Source organism: Streptomyces sp. NPDC046712, assembly GCF_040645695.1.
GTDB lineage: Bacteria > Actinomycetota > Actinomycetes > Streptomycetales > Streptomycetaceae > Streptomyces.
In genome coordinates, this window is sequence record NZ_JBEYYW010000006.1 from 39,108 (window position 1) to 57,407 (window position 18,300).

Annotated in this window: 17 protein-coding genes; 9 read left to right on the forward strand and 8 right to left on the reverse strand. The window is 68.6% G+C overall.

The window, feature by feature from the left end:
• From ABZ939_RS10395 to ABZ939_RS10405, 3 genes are read left to right on the forward strand one after another with little or no spacing between them, the layout of a single operon-like run.
• The gene (locus ABZ939_RS10395; protein ID WP_361851904.1) at window positions 1–777 is read left to right on the forward strand and encodes an ABC transporter permease; all 777 of its coding nucleotides are present in this window, start codon (window positions 1–3) and stop codon (window positions 775–777) included.
• Window positions 778–780: 3 nt separating this feature from the next.
• The gene (locus ABZ939_RS10400) at window positions 781–1,758 is read left to right on the forward strand and encodes an ATP-binding cassette domain-containing protein (protein ID WP_361851391.1); all 978 of its coding nucleotides are present in this window, start codon (window positions 781–783) and stop codon (window positions 1,756–1,758) included.
• Between the two features lie 17 nt (window positions 1,759–1,775).
• Complete coding sequence (locus ABZ939_RS10405; RefSeq protein WP_361851393.1) at window positions 1,776–3,077, forward strand: DUF445 domain-containing protein; 1,302 nt, start codon at window positions 1,776–1,778, stop codon at window positions 3,075–3,077.
• 219 nt (window positions 3,078–3,296) lie between these two features.
• Here the strand turns inward: ABZ939_RS10405 and ABZ939_RS10410 are convergent, their stop codons facing one another.
• The 3 genes from ABZ939_RS10410 to ABZ939_RS10420 form a co-directional block, all read right to left on the reverse strand.
• Window positions 3,297–3,599, reverse strand: a complete 303-nt coding sequence (locus tag ABZ939_RS10410; protein ID WP_361851395.1) for a hypothetical protein — start codon at window positions 3,597–3,599, stop codon at window positions 3,297–3,299.
• A gap of 21 nt (window positions 3,600–3,620) precedes the next feature.
• Window positions 3,621–4,217 (reverse strand): hypothetical protein, encoded by a 597-nt coding sequence (locus tag ABZ939_RS10415; RefSeq protein ID WP_361851397.1) that lies wholly within the window; start codon window positions 4,215–4,217, stop codon window positions 3,621–3,623.
• Between the two features lie 105 nt (window positions 4,218–4,322).
• The gene (locus ABZ939_RS10420) at window positions 4,323–6,095 is read right to left on the reverse strand and encodes a DUF262 domain-containing protein (protein WP_361851400.1); all 1,773 of its coding nucleotides are present in this window, start codon (window positions 6,093–6,095) and stop codon (window positions 4,323–4,325) included.
• A gap of 336 nt (window positions 6,096–6,431) precedes the next feature.
• Between ABZ939_RS10420 and ABZ939_RS10425 the strand changes: the two genes are divergently transcribed.
• On the forward strand, window positions 6,432–7,118 hold the full coding sequence (locus ABZ939_RS10425; protein WP_361851403.1) for a hypothetical protein: 687 nt from the start codon (window positions 6,432–6,434) through the stop codon (window positions 7,116–7,118).
• A gap of 62 nt (window positions 7,119–7,180) precedes the next feature.
• On the opposite strand, the gene ABZ939_RS10430 is transcribed toward ABZ939_RS10425, so the two are convergent.
• Window positions 7,181–10,321, reverse strand: a complete 3,141-nt coding sequence (locus ABZ939_RS10430) for a DUF3427 domain-containing protein (protein ID WP_361851406.1) — start codon at window positions 10,319–10,321, stop codon at window positions 7,181–7,183.
• Between the two features lie 132 nt (window positions 10,322–10,453).
• Window positions 10,454–11,461 carry an SEC-C domain-containing protein gene (locus ABZ939_RS10435; protein ID WP_361851409.1) on the reverse strand — a complete coding sequence of 336 codons (1,008 nt, stop codon included), beginning with the start codon at window positions 11,459–11,461 and terminating at the stop codon, window positions 10,454–10,456.
• A gap of 63 nt (window positions 11,462–11,524) precedes the next feature.
• Here ABZ939_RS10435 and ABZ939_RS10440 point away from each other — a divergent pair, with 63 nt between their 5' ends.
• Window positions 11,525–12,301 carry a class E sortase gene (locus tag ABZ939_RS10440; protein ID WP_361851412.1) on the forward strand — a complete coding sequence of 259 codons (777 nt, stop codon included), beginning with the start codon at window positions 11,525–11,527 and terminating at the stop codon, window positions 12,299–12,301.
• Here the strand turns inward: ABZ939_RS10440 and ABZ939_RS10445 are convergent.
• Window positions 12,255–13,637 carry an MFS transporter gene (locus ABZ939_RS10445; RefSeq protein ID WP_361851414.1) on the reverse strand — a complete coding sequence of 461 codons (1,383 nt, stop codon included), beginning with the start codon at window positions 13,635–13,637 and terminating at the stop codon, window positions 12,255–12,257. The two genes, ABZ939_RS10440 and ABZ939_RS10445, sit on opposite strands and share 47 nt — an antisense overlap.
• Before the next feature lie 321 nt (window positions 13,638–13,958).
• On the opposite strand from ABZ939_RS10445, the gene ABZ939_RS10450 reads away from it, so the two are divergent.
• The 4 genes from ABZ939_RS10450 to ABZ939_RS10465 all read left to right on the forward strand — a co-directional run bounded on the left by ABZ939_RS10450 (window position 13,959) and on the right by ABZ939_RS10465 (window position 16,645).
• Entirely contained in the window at window positions 13,959–14,489 is a 531-nt protein-coding gene (locus ABZ939_RS10450) for a helix-turn-helix domain-containing protein (RefSeq protein ID WP_361851417.1), read from the forward strand.
• A gap of 38 nt (window positions 14,490–14,527) precedes the next feature.
• Entirely contained in the window at window positions 14,528–14,821 is a 294-nt protein-coding gene (locus ABZ939_RS10455; protein WP_361851420.1) for a DUF6412 domain-containing protein, read from the forward strand.
• Window positions 14,822–14,905: 84 nt separating this feature from the next.
• Window positions 14,906–15,640, forward strand: coding sequence for a membrane protein insertase YidC (gene yidC / locus ABZ939_RS10460; protein ID WP_361851423.1), 735 nt, complete (start codon window positions 14,906–14,908; stop codon window positions 15,638–15,640).
• A gap of 147 nt (window positions 15,641–15,787) precedes the next feature.
• Window positions 15,788–16,645 carry a fumarylacetoacetate hydrolase family protein gene (locus ABZ939_RS10465; RefSeq protein ID WP_361851426.1) on the forward strand — a complete coding sequence of 286 codons (858 nt, stop codon included), beginning with the start codon at window positions 15,788–15,790 and terminating at the stop codon, window positions 16,643–16,645.
• 3 nt (window positions 16,646–16,648) lie between these two features.
• Here the strand turns inward: ABZ939_RS10465 and ABZ939_RS10470 are convergent, their stop codons facing one another.
• Together ABZ939_RS10470 and ABZ939_RS10475 are read right to left on the reverse strand one after the other, a co-directional pair.
• Complete coding sequence (locus ABZ939_RS10470) at window positions 16,649–17,185, reverse strand: heme-degrading domain-containing protein (RefSeq protein ID WP_361851429.1); 537 nt, start codon at window positions 17,183–17,185, stop codon at window positions 16,649–16,651.
• Complete coding sequence (locus tag ABZ939_RS10475; RefSeq protein ID WP_361851432.1) at window positions 17,182–18,264, reverse strand: Gfo/Idh/MocA family oxidoreductase; 1,083 nt, start codon at window positions 18,262–18,264, stop codon at window positions 17,182–17,184. Before ABZ939_RS10475 ends, ABZ939_RS10470 begins: the two co-directional genes overlap by 4 nt.
• Between the last annotated feature and the right edge of the window lie 36 nt (window positions 18,265–18,300).

Here is an 18,300-nt window from a genome sequence, read left to right on the forward strand (position 1 = left end):
ATGGTCGCGGGGATGTGGATCCGTTCGACGATGACGTACCGCACGTCCTTCGCTCTGACACTGGTCACCTCCTTCACCGTCACCTTCTTCGACTTCGTCGTGATCCTGCTGATGTTCGGTCAGGTGCAGGGCCTCGGCGGTTTCTCGTTCGCCGAGGTCGCGTTCCTGTACGGGACGACCAGCACGTCCTTCGGACTGGCGGACCTGACGATGGGCTCGCTGCAGCGGATGGGCAAGCGGGTGCGGGACGGCTCGCTCGACATGTTTCTGATGCGGCCGGCGCCGGTTCTGGCGCAGGTGGCGGCGGACAAGTTCGCGCTGCGGCGGCTGGGCCGGGTGGCCCAGGGGGTCTTCGTGCTGGTCTGGGCGCTGCTGATCCTGCCCGTGGAGTGGACGGTGCTGAAGGTGCTGCTGCTGCCGGTGATGGTGGTGTGCGGCGCGCTGATCTTCTCTGCGGTGATGGTCGTGGGCGCGTCGGCCCTGTTCTGGGCGCAGGACGCGGCGGAGGTGACCAGCTCGTTCACGTACGGCGGGAACACGCTGCTGCAGTACCCGCCGGCGATCTTCGCGCAGGACCTGGTGCGCGGGGTCGTGTACGTCGTGCCGCTGGCGTTCGTGAACTGGCTGCCGGGGCTGTACGTCCTGGGGCGCGAGGCGCCGTCGGGGGTGCCGGCCTGGACGGCGTTCGGGTCGCCGCTGGTCGCGGCGGTGTGCTGCGGGCTGGCCGGTCTCGCCTGGCGGGCGGGACTTCGTTCGTACCGGAGTACAGGGAGCTGAGGCATGGCCTTCATTGAGCTGGACGACGTCGAGAAGGTCTTCACGGTGCGCCGGAGGGCGGGGCTCGTGCGCCGGGAGAAGCGTGAGGTCCGGGCGGTCGACGGGATCAGCTTCGGCGTGGAGCGCGGCGAGATGGTCGGCTACATCGGCCCGAACGGCGCGGGCAAGTCGACCACGATCAAGATGCTGACCGGCATCCTCACCCCGAGCGGGGGCCGGCTGCGGGTCGCGGGCATCGATCCGTCGCGGGAGCGGACACGGCTCGCGCACCGGATCGGGGTGGTGTTCGGGCAGCGGACGACGCTGTGGTGGGACCTGCCGCTGAAGGACTCGTACCGGCTGATGCACCGGATGTACCGGATCCCGGACGAGCGCTTCGCCGCCAATCTGGCGCGCTGCGTGGAGCTCCTTGAGCTGGGGGAGCTGCTCGACGTCCCGGTCCGGCAGCTGTCCCTGGGCCAGCGCATGCGCGGCGACATCGCGGCGGCGCTCCTGCACGACCCGGACGTGCTGTACCTGGACGAACCGACGATCGGCCTCGATATCGTCTCGAAGGCGCGGGTACGGGAGTTCCTGCGCGAGCTCAACGCCTCGCGGGGCACGACGGTGCTGCTGACGACCCATGACCTGACGGACATCGAGCAGCTGTGCAGGCGGGTGATGGTGATCGACCACGGCCGGCTGATGTACGACGGCGAGCTGGCGGGCCTGCACGAGGTGGGGGAGAGCGAGCGCCTTCTGGTGGTGGACCTGGAACGGGAGCTGCCGCCGATCGAGGTGGCGGGGGCCCGCTTCGTACGGGCGGAGGGCCCGCGGCAGGTGCTGGCGTTCCCGGCGTCGGCGTCGGCGGCGCCGCTCGTGGCGGCGGTGGCGGCAACATATCCGCTGGTGGACCTGTCGGTGCGGGAGCCGGACATCGAGGCCGTGATCGCGAAGATGTACGGGGAACGGGAACTCGGGGTGCGCGCGGAGAGTCCCTGAGATAGGGAGGTCAGGTGATGAGCGACACGACGACTGATACGAAGCGCCCCCTGGTGGCGTTCTCGTACACGGCGGCGGACGCGGAGAGGCACCGCGGGGTCCGCCGTATGAAGATGCTGGCCACGGGCCTGCTGGTCTTCGTGGCGATCATCTACGCCCTGGCGACATGGGCGGAGAACGCGGGGTGGGGCGCCTGGACCGGCTATGTGGCGGCCGCGGCGGAGGCCGGCATGGTGGGCGCGCTGGCGGACTGGTTCGCGGTGACGGCGCTGTTCCGTCGCCCGCTGGGCCTGCCGATCCCGCACACCGCGATCATCCCGACGAAGAAGGACCAGCTGGGCGCCACCCTGGGTTCCTTCGTCGGCGAGAACTTCCTGTCGGCCGATGTCGTACGGGGGCGGCTGCACGCGCTGGGCATCGCGGGCCGGCTCGGGGCCTGGCTGGCCGAGCCGGGGCATGCGGACCGGACCACTCATGAGCTCGCGACGGCCCTGCGCGGCGCCCTGACGGTCCTCCGGGACTCGGACGTCCAGGCGGTGGTCGGCGAGGCGATCACCCGGCGGGCGGAGGCGGCGGAGATCGCGCCGGGGATAGGGAAGACCCTCGAGAAGATCGTCTCCGACGGGGCGCACCACCGGGCCGTGGACCTGGTGTGCGCCCGGGCGCACGACTGGCTGGTGTTCCACGCGGACTCGGTGATGGACGCGGTCCAGGGCGGGGCGCCGGGCTGGACCCCGCGCTTCGTGGACCGGAGGGTCGGCGAGCGCGTCTACAAGGAACTGCTGCGCTTCGTCACGGAGATGCGGGACATGCCGTCGCACCCGGCGCGCGGCGCGATCGACCGCTTCCTGACGGACTTCGCGGCCGACCTCCAGGCGGACACGGACACCCGGGCGCGGGTGGAACGCCTGAAGGCGGACCTGCTGGCCCGCCCGGAGATCCAGGACATCATCGCCTCGGCGTGGGCGTCGGTGCGGGGCCTGATCATCGCGGCGGCGGAGGACGAGCAGAGCCAGCTGCGCCTGCGGGCGCGGGCCTCGCTGATCTCCCTGGGCGGCCGGCTGGTGACGGACAGCCGCCTGCAGGCGAAGGTCGAGGGCTGGGTCGAGGACGCGGCGGCGTACGTGGTCACGACGTACAGGGACGAGATCACGTCCCTGATCAGCGACACGGTGGCGGGCTGGGACGCCGACCAGACCTCGAAGAAGATCGAGGCGAACATCGGCCGGGACCTTCAGTTCATCCGCATCAACGGCACGGTGGTGGGCGCCCTGGCGGGCCTACTGATCTACACGGTGAGCCACGCGGTGGGCGGGTAGGGACGGGCGCTGCGCTTGAAAGGCGGGGGCTGGGCGGGTGCGCTGGTCGGGTGCTGGGCCGGGTGATTGGGCCTAGGGGCCGGGACAGGGCTTCTGTGCCTCGTAGGGGTGCGCTGGGCGGGCAAGGGGGTAGGGGAACCTGCCCGCCCAGCGCTCATGGGGAGGGCACTTGGTAGTACGTACGGAACGGCGGGGCCGTTCAGCGCGTGACGCGGGACTTCAGCCCTTGCTACGGGTAACGGCCCACGAGGTGCCGGCCATGGCCCCGGCGACCCCGAACACGGCGGGCCAGGCCCCGACCTTCTTCGCGAGCGGATGCGACCCGGCGAAAGCGGCGACGTAGGCCGCCGTGAGCCCGGCGGCAGTCTTCCCGCCCGCCACCTGCTGCCACTCCCGCGCGGCGAGCGCCCCGGCCCCGGCGAGCACGACGCCCCCGAGGGGCCGCTTCTTGGTCCACCGGGCGATGGCGTAACCACCGACGAGCCCACTCGCCGCCACAACCGATGCCGGAATCTTCGCCATGGCTCGGTATCCCTTCATTCTTCACACTGTGCTGCTGCCGATGGCCACGCTACGCCCGCCCAGCGGAGCGAGGGCCAGCAGGTAGCAGAGCCCGCCGATCGGCATCAGATCCAGGCTGGCCGCCATCGCGACCGTTCCGAGCAGGACCAGGACGAGCGCCCGGACGGCGTGCCGCCCGGTGAGCGTGGCGAGGAGGGCGATCAGGCCTATGTAGAGGAAGACGGGCCCGACGGTGTACACCACCGGCATCACGCCCGGATACTCCTGCACCTGGGCGAACAACTCCTTCATCTCGGCCTTGTCGACCGCGTGGAACCCGACGACGAGGTCGATCACGGCCTGCGCGAACGCGGCCCCCACCCCTATCAGCCCGGCGACCAAGCCGACGGCCCCAATGCGCCGCCGCACAGCCCCACCGCCGGCAACGGCCATCCGCCACAACCCCACACACGCCACCCCGAAGAACATCACCCCGAAGAGAAACGCGAAGTGCCCCAAGGTCCACCCGAAGCCGGGCGCCTTGGACCCGGGCACGAAGAGCCGTACGGACCCATAGGCAATGAGGAGGAGGGGCGCGGCGAAGAAGGAGACCCGGGTGAGTGCTGCTCGCTCTGTCATACCCTCAACCCTGCCGCCGCCCCACCCCTCCCCACCATCAGTGATCACCAGGACAACTCCCGGACATCAGCCCTGATATGACTCGGGGTCAGCGGCCCCGCGTTGCTAGGCCACGACATCGCCTGAGTCTCGCGCGCCAATCGGCCACACCTCAATTGCGATCTTTGCGAGGTCAATCTGGCGCTCTTCGATGCCTTGGGTGCGCCAGGCATCCTGATCGGCATCCCAGAGCCGATTAATGCCAGTCCCTTGCGTGATGAGGAAAGACGACGATGCGTACGCTTCGACCTTCTCTGGGTAGGCCTTGTTGGAGGCTATGCGGTTCTTTCTCCCGTGGAGCAAGGTCTGGTTTCCGAGTCGGTTGACCCATGCCCCGTGGTCTCCAAGGCGATAGTCGGCCTCTGGAGCCTGGGGGTAGATGTGCTCGACGTGCACGGTACTCGCACCCGCGACAACGACATCGTCTACCCCATCGCGCTGTCGCAAGTGGCGCTCGATCGCAGTGAGTAGGTAGCGCGCCTGCGTGCTCCTCGGGATGGGGGCCTGCTCGAAGTCGGCCTGGAACGCTGCGTCGTCGGGCGTCCAGTTGATGATCTGTTGGAGCGCGTCCGACAGGGAAAGGCCAGAACTCACCTGCTTGGCGAGGTCGAAAAGCTTCTCTTCGAGCAGGGTCGACTCGCGGCGCCCAACCACCGTCCATCGAACGTAGTAGCTGATGAGCGCCTGGGTGATTCGTACGAGCTCGCTGTAGTCGTACTTCCTCGATACAGCAAGAAGTAGCGGGTATGCGGCATCAGCCCCCAGTGATTTGAACTCGTCCAGCAGGCTATCGAGTGCTTCGAGTCCAGTTCCAGAGGTGATCAGCTCGATATACCTTCCGGACGCGTTCTGAAGTTCTGCGGCAAAGGTCCTGACCTCGTACCGGGGAAGCTCCTTGTCGAAGCGCTCAGTAAGTTCTCGTCTAATGGTGGTGTACAGGCTGTGCGACCTTACGTCGCCATGTCCAGCTACCCAGAAATGGCGCAAAAACTTCTCAATATCTTCCCGTCGCTCAAAGCCGTCGAGAAGTGAGCGCCACGCGCTATTAACGCGCGCCTTCTCATCGTCACCTCTGCTCTTTTCCATGAGGAAGTTGCGGACGAGGTCGACGGTAGACAGGTCCTTTCCGCGAGAGTTGATTGTCTCAAACACCTCGTTGGCATCACTGGAAGTAGGTGTTTGCACCTCGACGAACACGAGACCTTTGACGAGGCAATCCCTCAGTTCCTCGAGCCAGTCAATCCGTTCGTCATCCGAAATGAGTGGGGCGAGGGCTGACGCTATGTGACCTTCGAATAGAGAATAGGCGTCCTGGACGAGCTTGTGTGAGGGGCGAGAAGGCAGCTCTGTTTGCGCAACCTTCCCCGTGGCTTCATTCCAGTCTTGAATGAAGTCCTTGAAGAAATCTCGGTCGAAGAGGGATAGGGTGAGGAAGTACTGAGGCTGCGAGTGACGCCCGTCCTTGCGGGCTATGTAGTCGCGTTGGATGTTATTTGCCATCACTCGAGCCTCTGTTGAGGCCATTGTCCCTAGAGTGTCCCTGATGGCTGCGATGAGAATGGTTGAGGTGGTCAGACGCTGCTGCCCATCCAGGAGAGAGCGGCTGGTTATTTTGTCATCTGTAATGGTGACGATCGGGCCGATAAAGTACTCCGAGGACGCCTTGGTTCCTGTCCGGCGCGCTCGCATGAACTTCTGAATGTCATCCCAGTATGTGTCGACCTCACGCTTTCCCCAAGCGTATTGACGCTGACTGTCGTCCGGCACTTCAACCGGCGGATTATTCGCGCCTATGAGCTGCCCGAGCGTCTGGCGGGCGGCGTGCTTGATGATGGCCATGAGCTTTCCTCCCCGAGTTTCGGAAGAGAATAGCGCTCGATGGGCGCCTTCGCGCGAATGTGCCGGATTCTGAGCTTGTCAATCGATCGATTCAGGCGGAATGGTGGTTTAATTGTCGATCTGTCCGGTATGTGCGAGGGGGGTTGTCCCCGGGGCGCGGTGCGTCTGCCGGAGCTTGCATGTGCGGTCTGATAAATTCGTTAGTTACTGACGCTCAAGTTGCAAGGTGGGGGGATGGGGAATACGCCTGCCGTTACGAGCCCGCATGGCTTGTACGAGATTCTGTCGCGGGTATGTGGTTCCGGCGCTCGGAACTTTCGCGATGGATGGGTCGCAGTGCTTGAGGCGGAGTGGGGTTCCGGCGAGTTTGCTCGACGGCATGCCGAAGTCGCTGCTCTGCTCTCGGAGACGATTCAGCAGATTCATGCGCTGCCCGAGGCGCAGAGGACCAGATATTCGCGCTACTTCCCCCAGTGGTGGACCGCTGTGATGCAGCCGGATCTGAGCTGGTCCGATAGGGGGCGCCCGGCGAGCGTGTTGGTGGGGCAAGAGACACTCGACCACTTGGCCTCAGCAGCAGACCTGCTGGAGACCGCGATGAGCGGCACGGGCGCCGCACCGAGTGGGACTAACTTGGAGGAGCTCGCCGAGAGTTGTCGCTCTTGGCTCGAGATTCTTGCTGATACGTCAGACTCTGAGCTGCCTGCCGCTCTCAAGAACGAGATCGGTGCCCAGATCACCCACCTTCTCTGGCTCATCGAGCACGCTGAGCTCTTCGGGGTGGCGAGGGTCTCGCGCGAAACCAATCAGGTGCTGGGCTCCCTTACCCAAGCATCGACGATGCTGACGGGCGTCGATGCCCAAGCCGGTGGCAGATGGAAGAGGGCGTTCCTGGGTCTCGTGACAGCATCGGTCGTGTTCACGGCAGGTGCCACCCAGGTGCAAACTGCGCTCGAGGCCGGCACCAGTGTGGTCAAGGAGATCACTCAAGTCGTGGACGGCGTCACCAACTCCGCCGAGTGAGAGCGGACGCCGCCACTGTCCCGGTCTTCTGTCCTACCGTGGCGTGGCGGCCCGCCTCCGTCTCAGCCTGCGGCGATTGCCGAGTAGGTCAGGACGTCGGCGGGAAGCTCGTGCCTGAGGTTCCACGTGATGCCCATGGGCTTGCTGCCCTTGTGCTCGACGTAGTCAGCCGGGCCCAGGAGCATCCACGGCTGGGGGCCGCCTATGTCCGTCTTCTTGTAGCGGCGGACGAAGAGGAGGACGTGGGAGCCGTTCTCTCTGTGGGTCTGGTATCGGATGCCCGTGGGGGACGACTCCGACGTTTGGTTCTGGGACTCCCAATGGAAGAGGCTGTCGTTCAGCGCGTAATCCCGGTAGCGGGTCTGCGGAGAGAAGTCCTTCTCGTCCTTCTCCAACGTGATCAGCAGCGCATCTGTCTGGACGTCCTCGCACCACTTTACGCCCTCACGGAAGTGACCCGGCATGAAGCCGCCGATGAACGACTGGCCCAGGGCAGGGAGGATTTCTTCCCGGCTGTAGGAGGCGTGGACCGTCAGGGGGAGGTCGGCCAGGGGGCCGAGAAGCGGCACCGGGATGTGATCGGTCCGGGCAAGGGAGTAGGCCAGGACCTGGCGGAGTTCGTCACGGAAGGCATGCTGCGGGCGTAGCGAGTCCAGCGCCTCTTGGTACTGGGAGAAGCCACCACCCAGGGGCCACAGCGAGAAGTAGAGCATGCGGGCGTAGGCGCGCTCGATCCCGTTGAGCTCGCTGTAGGGAGGGGCGTTGTCCGCAAGGAGCTTCGTGTAGGTCTCGACCCGCAGGGGATCGTCGACATGAAGGAACGCGGAAACACGCTTGAGGAGCGTCTCCTCACCGTCGGGGCCGGCGCTGGGGAGCAAGCCCGAACGGCGAAGGAGGCCAGTCCAGGAGTTGCCGTTGCCGCGGTAGATCTCTTTGAGCTCGCGTCCGCTCTCCCTGAGATAGTCAGAGAGTCGGGACTCGCCGTACTGACCAACCTCGCGGGCGAGCTGCGTGACGTTGACGCTGATCTGGCTGCGGATGTTGTCGATGATCAGGTCCTTGGCCTTGGACTCAAGGATGATCTGACAGCCAGACGGAAGCTGGGGGAAGTCGTGCTCGATGTTCGCGAGCAGGCGGTTCCGCGTCAGGTTGGTCAGGGCGCGGAACTGTTCCTCGAAGCGGAACTCCTTGCGGTGCTGGCCGATGAAGTCCAGAACGGTGAGGACCGCCTTGCCTTCGCTGCGTCGAAGCCCGCGCCCCAACTGCTGCAAGAAGACCGTGGCACTCGACGTGGGGCGCAGCAGGAGGAGCGTGTCGACGTCAGGGATATCCAAGCCCTCATTGAAGAGGTCGACGGAGAAGATGACTTGAATCTCCCCCGAGCTCAGCGCGGCGAGGGCGCCCTTGCGCTCGTCCTGCGGCGATTCACCCGAGAGCGCCACCGCCTTGAGGCCGGCACGGCAGAAGAAGTCCGCCATGAAGCGGGCATGGGCGACCGAGACGCAGAAGCCGAGTGCACGCATGGAGCCCGGGTCGGTGACCTTGTCCATCACCGCCTGCACGACGAGTCGGGCGCGGGCATCGTTGCCAGTGAACAGGTTGCTCAGGGCTGTGGCGTCGTACGCCCCACGTTTCCAGGTGATGGCACTCATGTCGGTGTTGTCGGTGACACCGAAGTAGTGGAAGGGGCTCAGCAGGTCGTTCTCCAACGCCTCCCACAGCCGCATCTCCGCCGCGATGCGTCCGTCGAAGAACTCGTCCTGGACGTTGCGGCCGTCCATCCGCTCCGGGGTGGCAGTGAGTCCGAGGAGCTCGCGGGGCGTGAAGTGGTCGATGATCTTCCGGTAGGTGGGGGAGACACCGTGGTGGAACTCGTCGATGACGATGACGTCGAAGTGGTCAGGGGCGAACCGTTCCAGAGCGCGAGCGTTGAGCGACTGAACGCTTGCGAAGACGTGCCTCCACTCCTCCGGAACGATGCTGCTGTGCATCTCCTCGCCGAAGTTGGCATCCACCAAAACGTCTTGGTACGTCCGCAGTGACTGGCGAAGTATCTCTTGCCGGTGGGCGACAAAGAGCAGCCGAAGGTCGCTCCCGAGCTTCTTCCGCAGATGCTTGTAGTCGAGCGCGGCCATGACGGTCTTACCCGTGCCGGTGGCCGCGACCAGCAGATTGCGGTGGCGGTCGCGGACCTCACGCTCGACTTCGAGGCGTTCCAACATGTCGCGCTGGTGGGGGTAGGGACGCACCTCGAGTCCCGAGAGGGTGATGTGGCGTCCAGCAACGTTGCTGGTACCGCGTCCGGCCTGCTGGAGCGCCTCGTCGAGGCGCACCGAGTCGTGGTCCGGGTCGTACAGCTCGAAGGCCGAATCGCTCCAGTAGGAGTCGAACGTGGCTTCAAACTTACGGAGGACGTCCGGGGTGGCAATGGATGAGAGGCGGACGTTCCACTCCAGACCATCGAGGAGGGCTGCCTTGGACAGGTTGGAACTGCCGACGTATGCCGTGTCGTAGCCGCTGTTGCGTCGGAAGAGCCACGCTTTGGCGTGGAGTCGAGTGGAGCGCAGCTCGTAGTTGACCTTCACCTGTGCGTTGAACCTCTGGACGAGACGGTCCAGGGCTCTGCGCTCAGTAGCACCGATATAGGTCGTGGTGATGACCCTGATCGGAACGCCTCGTGCATGGGCGGCTTCGAGTGACTGCTCGATGACGCGAAGGCCGTGCCACTTCACGAAGGCGCAGAGGAGGTCTACTCGATCTGCCGTGGCGAGCTCGGCACGGAGCTCAAAGCCCAGGCTCGGGTCTTCAGGGGAGTTGGTGATGAGCGCGGTATCGGAGAGTGGAGTCGCAGGCCTGATCTTGTAGACCCCCTTGGCCTCCTGCTCGGCGATGGCGAGTAGCTGGCGAGGGCCCTCGGAAACGAGGTCGACCCACTCGCGAGCGCCTTCGATGCTGCTCATCGATTCAAGGATGTGGTTGGCCGCGTGAACGCGCTCAGCCGACGGCAGACGCTCCAGGATGCGCCGCGTTGTCTCCGCGACATGCCGAGCGATGACATGGGGCGCCGACTCGGCCCCTATGGCTTCGTCGATCGCATGCCAGCCCTGATCGGTCAGCCCCTTGAGCTGGTGCTCGAGACGCAACGTGATGAGCTGTTCGTAGAGCCCCGCGATCGGTTCGTTGGCGTCGATCGGACTAGCCACTGTCGTCCCCTCCCCGTTCAGACCCTCCCAGTCATACCAGGCGTCACAGACAGTCCGTTCGTAACACTGGCTTATCAGGGCACCAACAGGCCCCAGAACACAGCACGGTCCAGGCCTCGCTTTCGCAGGCGCCTAGTCCGCCCCGTGGCACTCCCCGTACGTCCGGCCCGAGCCGCACCAGCACTCCGCCCCCCTCGCCGGCGGCCACTCCATCGCGCGGCCGCGGGCGGCCAGGGTGGTGGCGTATTGGGGGAGGAGGGAGGCGTTGGCGGGGGAGGTGGATTCGGAGGCGGCGAAGGCCTCGTAGGAGGGGACCGTCGCCGGGACGATGCCCAGGTTCGGGGTGCCCGCCGCGGAGAGTTCGCGGAGGGAGGCTTCGATGTCCGTGAGGTGGGCGCGGTAGGTGGGGTACTCGGATTCGAGTTCCGGGTACGACGCCAGGAGTTCGTCCAGTTCCGCCTCCGGCCAGTGCAGGACCGCCACCGGGAAGGGGCGGGAGAGGGCCGTGCGGTAGGAGCCCAGTTCGCTGCGGAGGCGGGTGATCTCGGCCTGGAGTTCCGCCGGGTCCGAGGAGCCCAGGGACCACAGGCGCTTCGGGTCGTGGAGCTCGTCCAGGGGGACCTCCGCCGGGTGGAGGGCGTCCGCCAGGGTGTCCCAGTGGTCGTGCGGGAGCGCCAGCATCCGGCGGATGCGGTGGCGTGTGGTGAGCAGGGAGCGGGTGGGGTGGGGGAGGTCCCCCGGCGATGACTCCGGTGCCAGGAGCGTCGCCGCCTCCGTCGCCACCGTCTCCGACAGTTCCAGCTCGTCGTGGGATTCCAGCGTCTCCGCGATGATCTCCCACGGGGACGCCTCCGCCGGGCGCGCCGCCCGGACGCCCTCGATGATCGCCCGCGCCTCCGCCTCGTGGCCGTACTCCCACAGGTTCGCCGCCTTGAGGGAGCGGATCAGGTGGGGGTTCGACAGGGCGGAGGACGACAGGAGGGTGTCGTACAGGGCTGTCGCTCGCGCGCGCTCGCCCGCCAGTTCCAGATGGGCCGCTGCCTGGAGAAACAGGGCCTCTTGGTCCTCCGGGTACCGCTCGGCGGTGCGCAGCAGACGCTCGGCTTCGGTGGCGTGGGCGGCAGGCGTGTCGGGGCGCATGTCGACCACCGTACTGCTGTACGGCCCTGGAGAGTTGGCGCGTCAGCGCTTATCGTGCCCCGCGTGCGGGACAGGGTGCCGGTCGTCGTCCAGACACGCGGGGTGCGGAGCACACCCGCCCGCGTGCTGTGGGTGGGTGCCGAGGCCGTCGTCACCTGCGGGGTTGTCCTGCTGCTTCTCGTCGTACACCAGCTCTGGTGGACCAACCAGCAGGCCCGTGCGCAGGCCACCCAGCAGGTCCGCGCCCTGGAGCGGGAGTGGGAGGGATCACCTGCCGTACCGCCCTCGGAATCCTCCTCCGAGCCCCCCGCCGTACTGCCCTCGGATTCCCCCTCGGTATCGCCCTCCGTACGCGATACGCCGCCGGCCGGCACGCAACCGTCGTCCGCGGCGCCGCCCCTCTCCTCCGCCTACGCCATCATCCGCATCGCCCGCATCGGCCTCACCGCCCCCGTCGCCCGCGGTGTCGGCAAGAGGTCCGTTCTCGACCGCGGGTACGTGGGGCAGTACCCCGGCACCGCCTCACCCGGCCGCCCCGGCAACGTCGCGCTCGCCGGGCACCGCAACACCCACGGCGAGCCCTTCCGGTACCTCAACCGGCTCCGGAAGGGCGACCGGATCGAGATACAGACCCGCGAGCGCCGCTACACGTACGTCGTCGATCAGGTCCTCGGTCAGACCGCTCCCCGCGACACCGGCGTCATCCAGCCCGTACCCCGCTCCCTCGTCAAGCCCTCCTACGGGTACTCCGACCCCGACTCCTACCTCACCCTGACGACCTGCACCCCTGAGTTCAGCTCCGCGTACCGGCTCGTCGTGTGGGCGAGACTCGTACGGTGACGGCCGCCCCCACCAGCGCCAGCGCCGCCGACACGAGCAGCGCCGTGTCCGCCCCCGCCGTGGAGAGCGCGATCGTGAGAGCCACGCCCGCCGACGAACCGATGTAGCGGGCCGTGTTGTTGGCCCCCGAGCCCATCGCCGCACGCTCCGGCGGTACGGAGTCGACGGCCAGGCGCGGCAGAGCGGCGTTCAGCAGACCGCTGCCCACGCCCGCTACGAACAGCCCGGGGAGGAGGCGGAGCCAGGAGCCGCCGGCGGAGAAGGAGCCCAGCAGGCCGAGGACTCCCACCGCCGACAGGGCGAAGCCGGCCGCCAGCTGGTTATCGGCAGACAGCCTGCCCGCCAGGCGGCGGGCCTGAAGGGCCACGACGAACGCCGTGCCCGACCACAGCACGAACATCCACGCCGCCCCGAGCGGCGACATCCCCGGACCGCGCCGGAGCAGCGCCGGAAGGAAGCTGAACAGGCCGATCACCGCCAGGCCGGTGAACAGCGCCCCGGACGTGGCCGCGAGGAACGCCGGGCGGCGGAACAGCGCCAGGTCGATCATCGGCGTACAGCTCCGGCGCTCGATCGCCACGAAGACTGCGCCCAGCGCCACCGCGGCGCCCGCGAGCAGGCCCACCGGCGCGCGCAGCCAGCCGTCCCGGCCCAGGGTGAGCGCGGTGAGCAGGGCGGCGAGCGCCAGGCCGAGGGCGAGCGCGCCGGCGATGTCGGGCCGGCCGCCGCGCGGAGCGCGGGATTCGGTGAGGGTACGCGTGCCCAGCGCGGCGACCACGAGCGCGGCCACCGCCAGCACGTCGTACGCGAGGCGCCAGTCGATCAGGCTCAGTCCGCCCGCGAGCAGCGGGCCGAGCGCGATTCCGGCGCTCACGAACGCGCCCCACACGCCGGTCGCCCGCACCCGGTCCCGGCCGGACGGGAAGGCGTGGGCGAGGAGCCCCAGGCTGCTCGCCAGGACGGCCGCGCTCGCCGCGCCCTGGGCGACACGGGCGAGAGTGAAGGTGAGCGTGGAGGTCGCGAAGGCGCCGAGTCCGGTGGTGAGCCCGAGGGCGAGGGTGCCGAGCACGAAGACCCGGCGCCGGCCGTGGTCGTCGGCGAGGCTGCCGGCGAGCAGGAGGACGACGGCGAGGCCGAGCGGGGTGCCGTTGAGCAGCCACGCCTGCGCCGAGGCCGGGGTGGCGAAGGACGCGGCCATGTCCGGGAGGGTGAGCATCGGGGCCGTGTAGTTCATCAGCGCGACCGTCGTGGCGGCGCTGGTGACGGCGAGGGTGGCCCCGGGGCGCGGGTGCGAAGGGGCGGGGGTGGTGACGGACGCGAGCTGGGGCGTGGGCATGCGGGACCTCTGCGAATCGTCTCGACGTGCATCAGTGACGTGCATCAGTGACGTGCATGAGTGGTCGTGCATCGGTGACGGGTGGCGGGGGCGGGTGTCAGTTGGCGTGCATCGGTGACGGGTGGCGGGGGCGGGTGTCAGTTGGCGTGCATCGGTGACGGGTGGCGGGAGCGGGTGTCAGCGGCGTGCATCGGTGACGAGTGACGGTGGCGTGCATCGGTGGCGGGTGCCACCGACGGGCGTCAGTGACGTGTCAGTTCAGTCATTGAACCCTCTCCTCCTAGGTTCGGTCAATGAACCCACGCGCGGTACGCTCGGCCCATGGCCCTCGGAAAGGACTACGCGGCACAGCAGTGCTCCATCGCCCGCGCCCTCGAAGTCGTCGGTGAACGCTGGACCCTGCTCCTCGTCCGCGATGCCTTCTACGGCGTCCGCCGCTACAACGACTTCCTCGTTCACCTCGGCCTGCCCCGCGCCGTCCTCGCCGCCCGCCTCCAGGCCCTCGTCGAGGCCGGCGTCCTGGACAAGCGCCGCTACCAGGACGCGCCGCCGCGCGAGGAGTACGTCCTGACCGACCGGGGCCTCGCCCTCTGGCCCGTCGTGCGCTCGCTCGGACTCTGGGGGCGCGAGGAGGTGCCCGGCTCCCCCGTCCTGCGCCACTTCCACCACGCCGCCTGCGGCACCGAACTCGGCTCGTACGGCGAATGCCCCACCTGCCGGATCCCCGTACCGCCCGCCGAGGTCGAGATGCGGCCCGGCGCCGGGCTCGATCCGGCCCCCGCCGATCCGGTCAGCCGCGCCCTGCTCCGGCCCCGCCGCCTTCTCGTCCCGCTCGAAGCCGATCGTGTATAACGGCTGAGAGACGTGAACGGGTGCGAAAGGAGGCGGAGATGATCAGGGATCTGTTCCCGCGTGTCATCGCTCCGCTCTTCTTCCTGCTCGCCCTCGCCGATCTCCTCCTCTCCGACGGTTCGAGCGTCTCCGCCGCCGTCGCCCTCGCCGCGACCACCGTCGTCTGCGCCCTGCTCGGCGCCCCCGCGGCCCCGCCCGTGGCTCCCACCCGGGTACGCACCGCCCTGCGCGACCGCGAGCGGCGCACCGCCTTCCTGCCGCAGCGCGATCCCGACGCCTCCGGCCGCCGAAGGCCCCGAGCACCCGGCCGTCCCCTCCCGACGGCCGCGTAGGGAGACTGCACACACCAGCCCGCGCGGTTCCGTCATGCCGATCCGTACATCTCCCGGCACGACGAGACCCCCCGGAGGGCTCCCATGTCCGTTTTCGCCTCCTTGGTCGAGCAGCTCGCCGACCTGCTCCAGCCGCTCTTCGCCACCACCGCTACCGCCGCCGCGATCGTCCTGTTCACGATGCTCGTCCGGCTCGCGATCCACCCGCTCTCACGGGCCGCCGCCCGCGGCCAGAAGGCCCGTACCCGTATCGCCCCGCAACTCGCCGAGCTGCGCACCAAGCACGCCGAGGACCCCGAGCGGCTCAAGAAGGCGGTCATGGAGCTGCATGCGAAGGAGAAGGTCTCGCCCTTCGCCGGCTGCCTGCCGAGCCTCCTCCAGGCGCCGGCGTTCCTCCTCATGTACCACCTGTTCTCCGGCGATCGGATGGCCGGCCACACCCTCTTCGCGGCCCCGCTCGGTGACCACTGGGCCGACGCCCTCGGCCACGGCGGCGCCTTCGGCCCGGCCGGCCAGGTCTACCTCGTGCTCTTCGCGATCGTCGCCGCCGTGGCGGCGTTCAACTACCGCCGTACGAAGCGGCAGCTCGCCGCGCAGCCCCTGGACACCGGACTCCCGGCGACACCGGGCGCGGACACGATCAACAAGGTGATGCCGCTGCTCTCCTTCGCCACCCTGATCACGGTCGCCGTCGTCCCGCTCGCCGCCGCGCTCTACGTCGTCACCAGCACCACCTGGACCGTCTTCGAGCGGGCCCTTCTCTTCCGGGAGCAGCCGCCCGAGCAGCCGCCGACGAAGGTCCTTGCTACTCAGGCGTAAGGGTCCAGTCCGTGAACGGGGTCTTGCAGAGTGGTCGGTTCTCTTGGAGGATCGACCAACCCTCCGATATCTCCGATGGCCGCACTCCATCGGCCGGGGCTCACCAGGGCCCGACCCCGGGCCCACCTCGACCACAGGGAGAAGACCATGAAGCTGCTGCGAGTCGGGCCGGCGGGTGCCGAGCGCCCCGCCCTGCTCGACCAGGACGGGACGCTGCGCGACCTGTCGGCCCTGGTCGACGACGTCGACGGCAGCCTGCTGGCCGACGCGTCCGCGCTCGACCGGATCCGGGCCGCCGTCGCGGCCGGGGTGCTGCCCGCGCTCGACGCGACCGGGCTGCGGATCGGCCCGCCGGTCGGCCGGATCGGCAAGGTCGTGTGCATCGGGCTGAACTACCACGGCCACGCCGCCGAGGTCGGTGCCGCGACCCCGGAGGAGCCCGTCGTCTTCCTGAAGTCCGCCGACACGGTCGTGGGCCCCGACGACACCGTGCTCGTACCGCGCCGCAGCACCAAGACGGACTGGGAGGTCGAGCTGGCGATCGTCGTCGGCCGCACCGCCCGCTACCTGGAGACCGACGAGGAGGCCCTCGCGCACGTCGCCGGCTACGCCGTCGCCCACGACGTCTCGGAGCGCGAGTTCCAGATCGAGCGGGGCGGCACCTGGGACAAGGGCAAGAACTGCGAGACGTTCAACCCGCTGGGCCCGTGGCTGGTCACCGCCGACGAGGTCCCGGACCCGCAGGCGCTGTCGGTCAAGCTCTGGGTCAACGGCGAGCTGAAGCAGGACGGCCACACCTCCGACCAGATCTTCCCGGTCGCGGAGGTCGTGCGGTACGTCAGCCAGTTCATGACCCTGTACCCCGGCGACATCATCAACACCGGTACGCCGGCGGGCGTCGCGATGGGACAGCCGGAGCCGAAGCCGTACCTGCGGGCCGGTGACGTCGTGGAGCTGGAGATCGAGGGTCTCGGCCGCCAGCGCCAGGAGCTCAAGGACGCGTAGCGGTCAGTCCGTACGGTCGTGGCTGTCGCGGACGTCGTCTCCGTCGTGGCTGTCGTGGTCGTCGTGTACGCCGTTGTCGGCGAGGTCGACGAGCAGCCGGCCCAGGGCCTCGACGACCATCGCGTGGTCCTCGGCCTGGGGCAGCCCCGACACGGTGACCGAGCCGATCACCCCCGCGCCCTCGACCGCGATCGGGCACGAGCCGCCATGGGCGGCGTACCGGTCGGGGTCGAGGCGCGAGGACTGCTCGAACGTCGTGCCCTTGGCCCGGAACCGGGCACCGACGAGGAACGAGCTTTCGCCGTACCGCTCGACGACCCGCCGCTTGCGATCGATCCAGGCGTCGTTGTCCGCGCTGGACCCCGGCAGCGCGCAGTGGAAGAGCTGCTGCGCGCCGCGCCGGATGTCGATCGCGACGGGCGCGCGGCGCTCGCGCGCCAGGCCGACGAGGAGCGTGCCGAGCGCCCACGCGTCCTCGTATGTGAAGTGGGGGAGGGTCAGGTTCCGCTCCTGCGCCTCCAGCGTGGCGACCTCGCTCACAGGGACACCACGATTCCCTCGCGGGCCGAGCGCCGGGCCGCCTCGAGGACGTCCAGGGCGGCGGCGGCCTCGTGGGCGGTGACCGGGTTCTCACCGGTTCCGCGGAGGGCGGCGGCGACGGCCGCGTAGTACGCCGGGTAGTCGCCCGGCAGCGTCTCGACCGGGGCGCCGCCGCCGGTCAGCGGGGACTCCCCGGCGCCGAGGGTGCCCCACATCGACTCCGGCTCCACACCCCACGGCGCTCCGGGCGCCGGCACCAGGCCCTCGCGCAGGTCGGCCTCCTGGGGGTCGAGGCCGTACTTCACGAAGCCGGCGCCCGAGCCCAGGACCCGGAAGCGCGGGCCGAGCTGGGCGGTCGTGGCGCTCACGTACAGATGGGAGCGGACACCGTTCGCGTGCGTGATGGCGAAGAACGTGTCGTCGTCGGCCTCGGCGCCGGGGCGGCGGACGTCCGACTCCGCGTACACCCGCACGGCCGGCCCGAAGAGGACGAGAGCCTGGTCGACGACATGGCTGCCGAGGTCGAACAGCAGCCCGCCGATCTCCTCCGGTGCGCCGGACTCGCGCCAGCCACCCTTGAGCTGCGGACGCCAGCGCTCGAAGCGCGACTCGAAACGCTGCACGTCACCGAGCGTGCCGTCCGCGAGGAGCGCGCGCAGGGTGAGGAAGTCGTTGTCCCAGCGGCGGTTCTGGAAGACCGAGAGCAGCAGGCCCCGCTCCTCGGCGAGGGCGGCGAGCGCACGCGCCTCGGCGGCGGTGCCGGCGACCGGCTTGTCCACGACGACCGGGAGCCCCGCCTCGAGCGCGGCGGTGGCGATCGGCACGTGCGTCTTGTTGGGGGAGGCGACGACGATCAGATCGAGCTCGTCCGCCCGCGCCCACAGCTCTTCGGGGGCGTCCGCGACCCGTACGCCGGGGTGCGCGGCGCGAGCCTGCGCCTGGCGCTCCGGGTTGCCGGTCGTGACGGTGTCGAGGACGAGGCCCTCGGTGGCGGCGATCAGCGGGGCGTGGAAGACGGAGCCCGCGAGGCCGTAGCCGACGAGTCCGACGCGGAGGGGGGCGGTGTCGGTGCCAGTCATGAACCGTACTTAAGCAACGCTGTTGCCAAAGTGCAA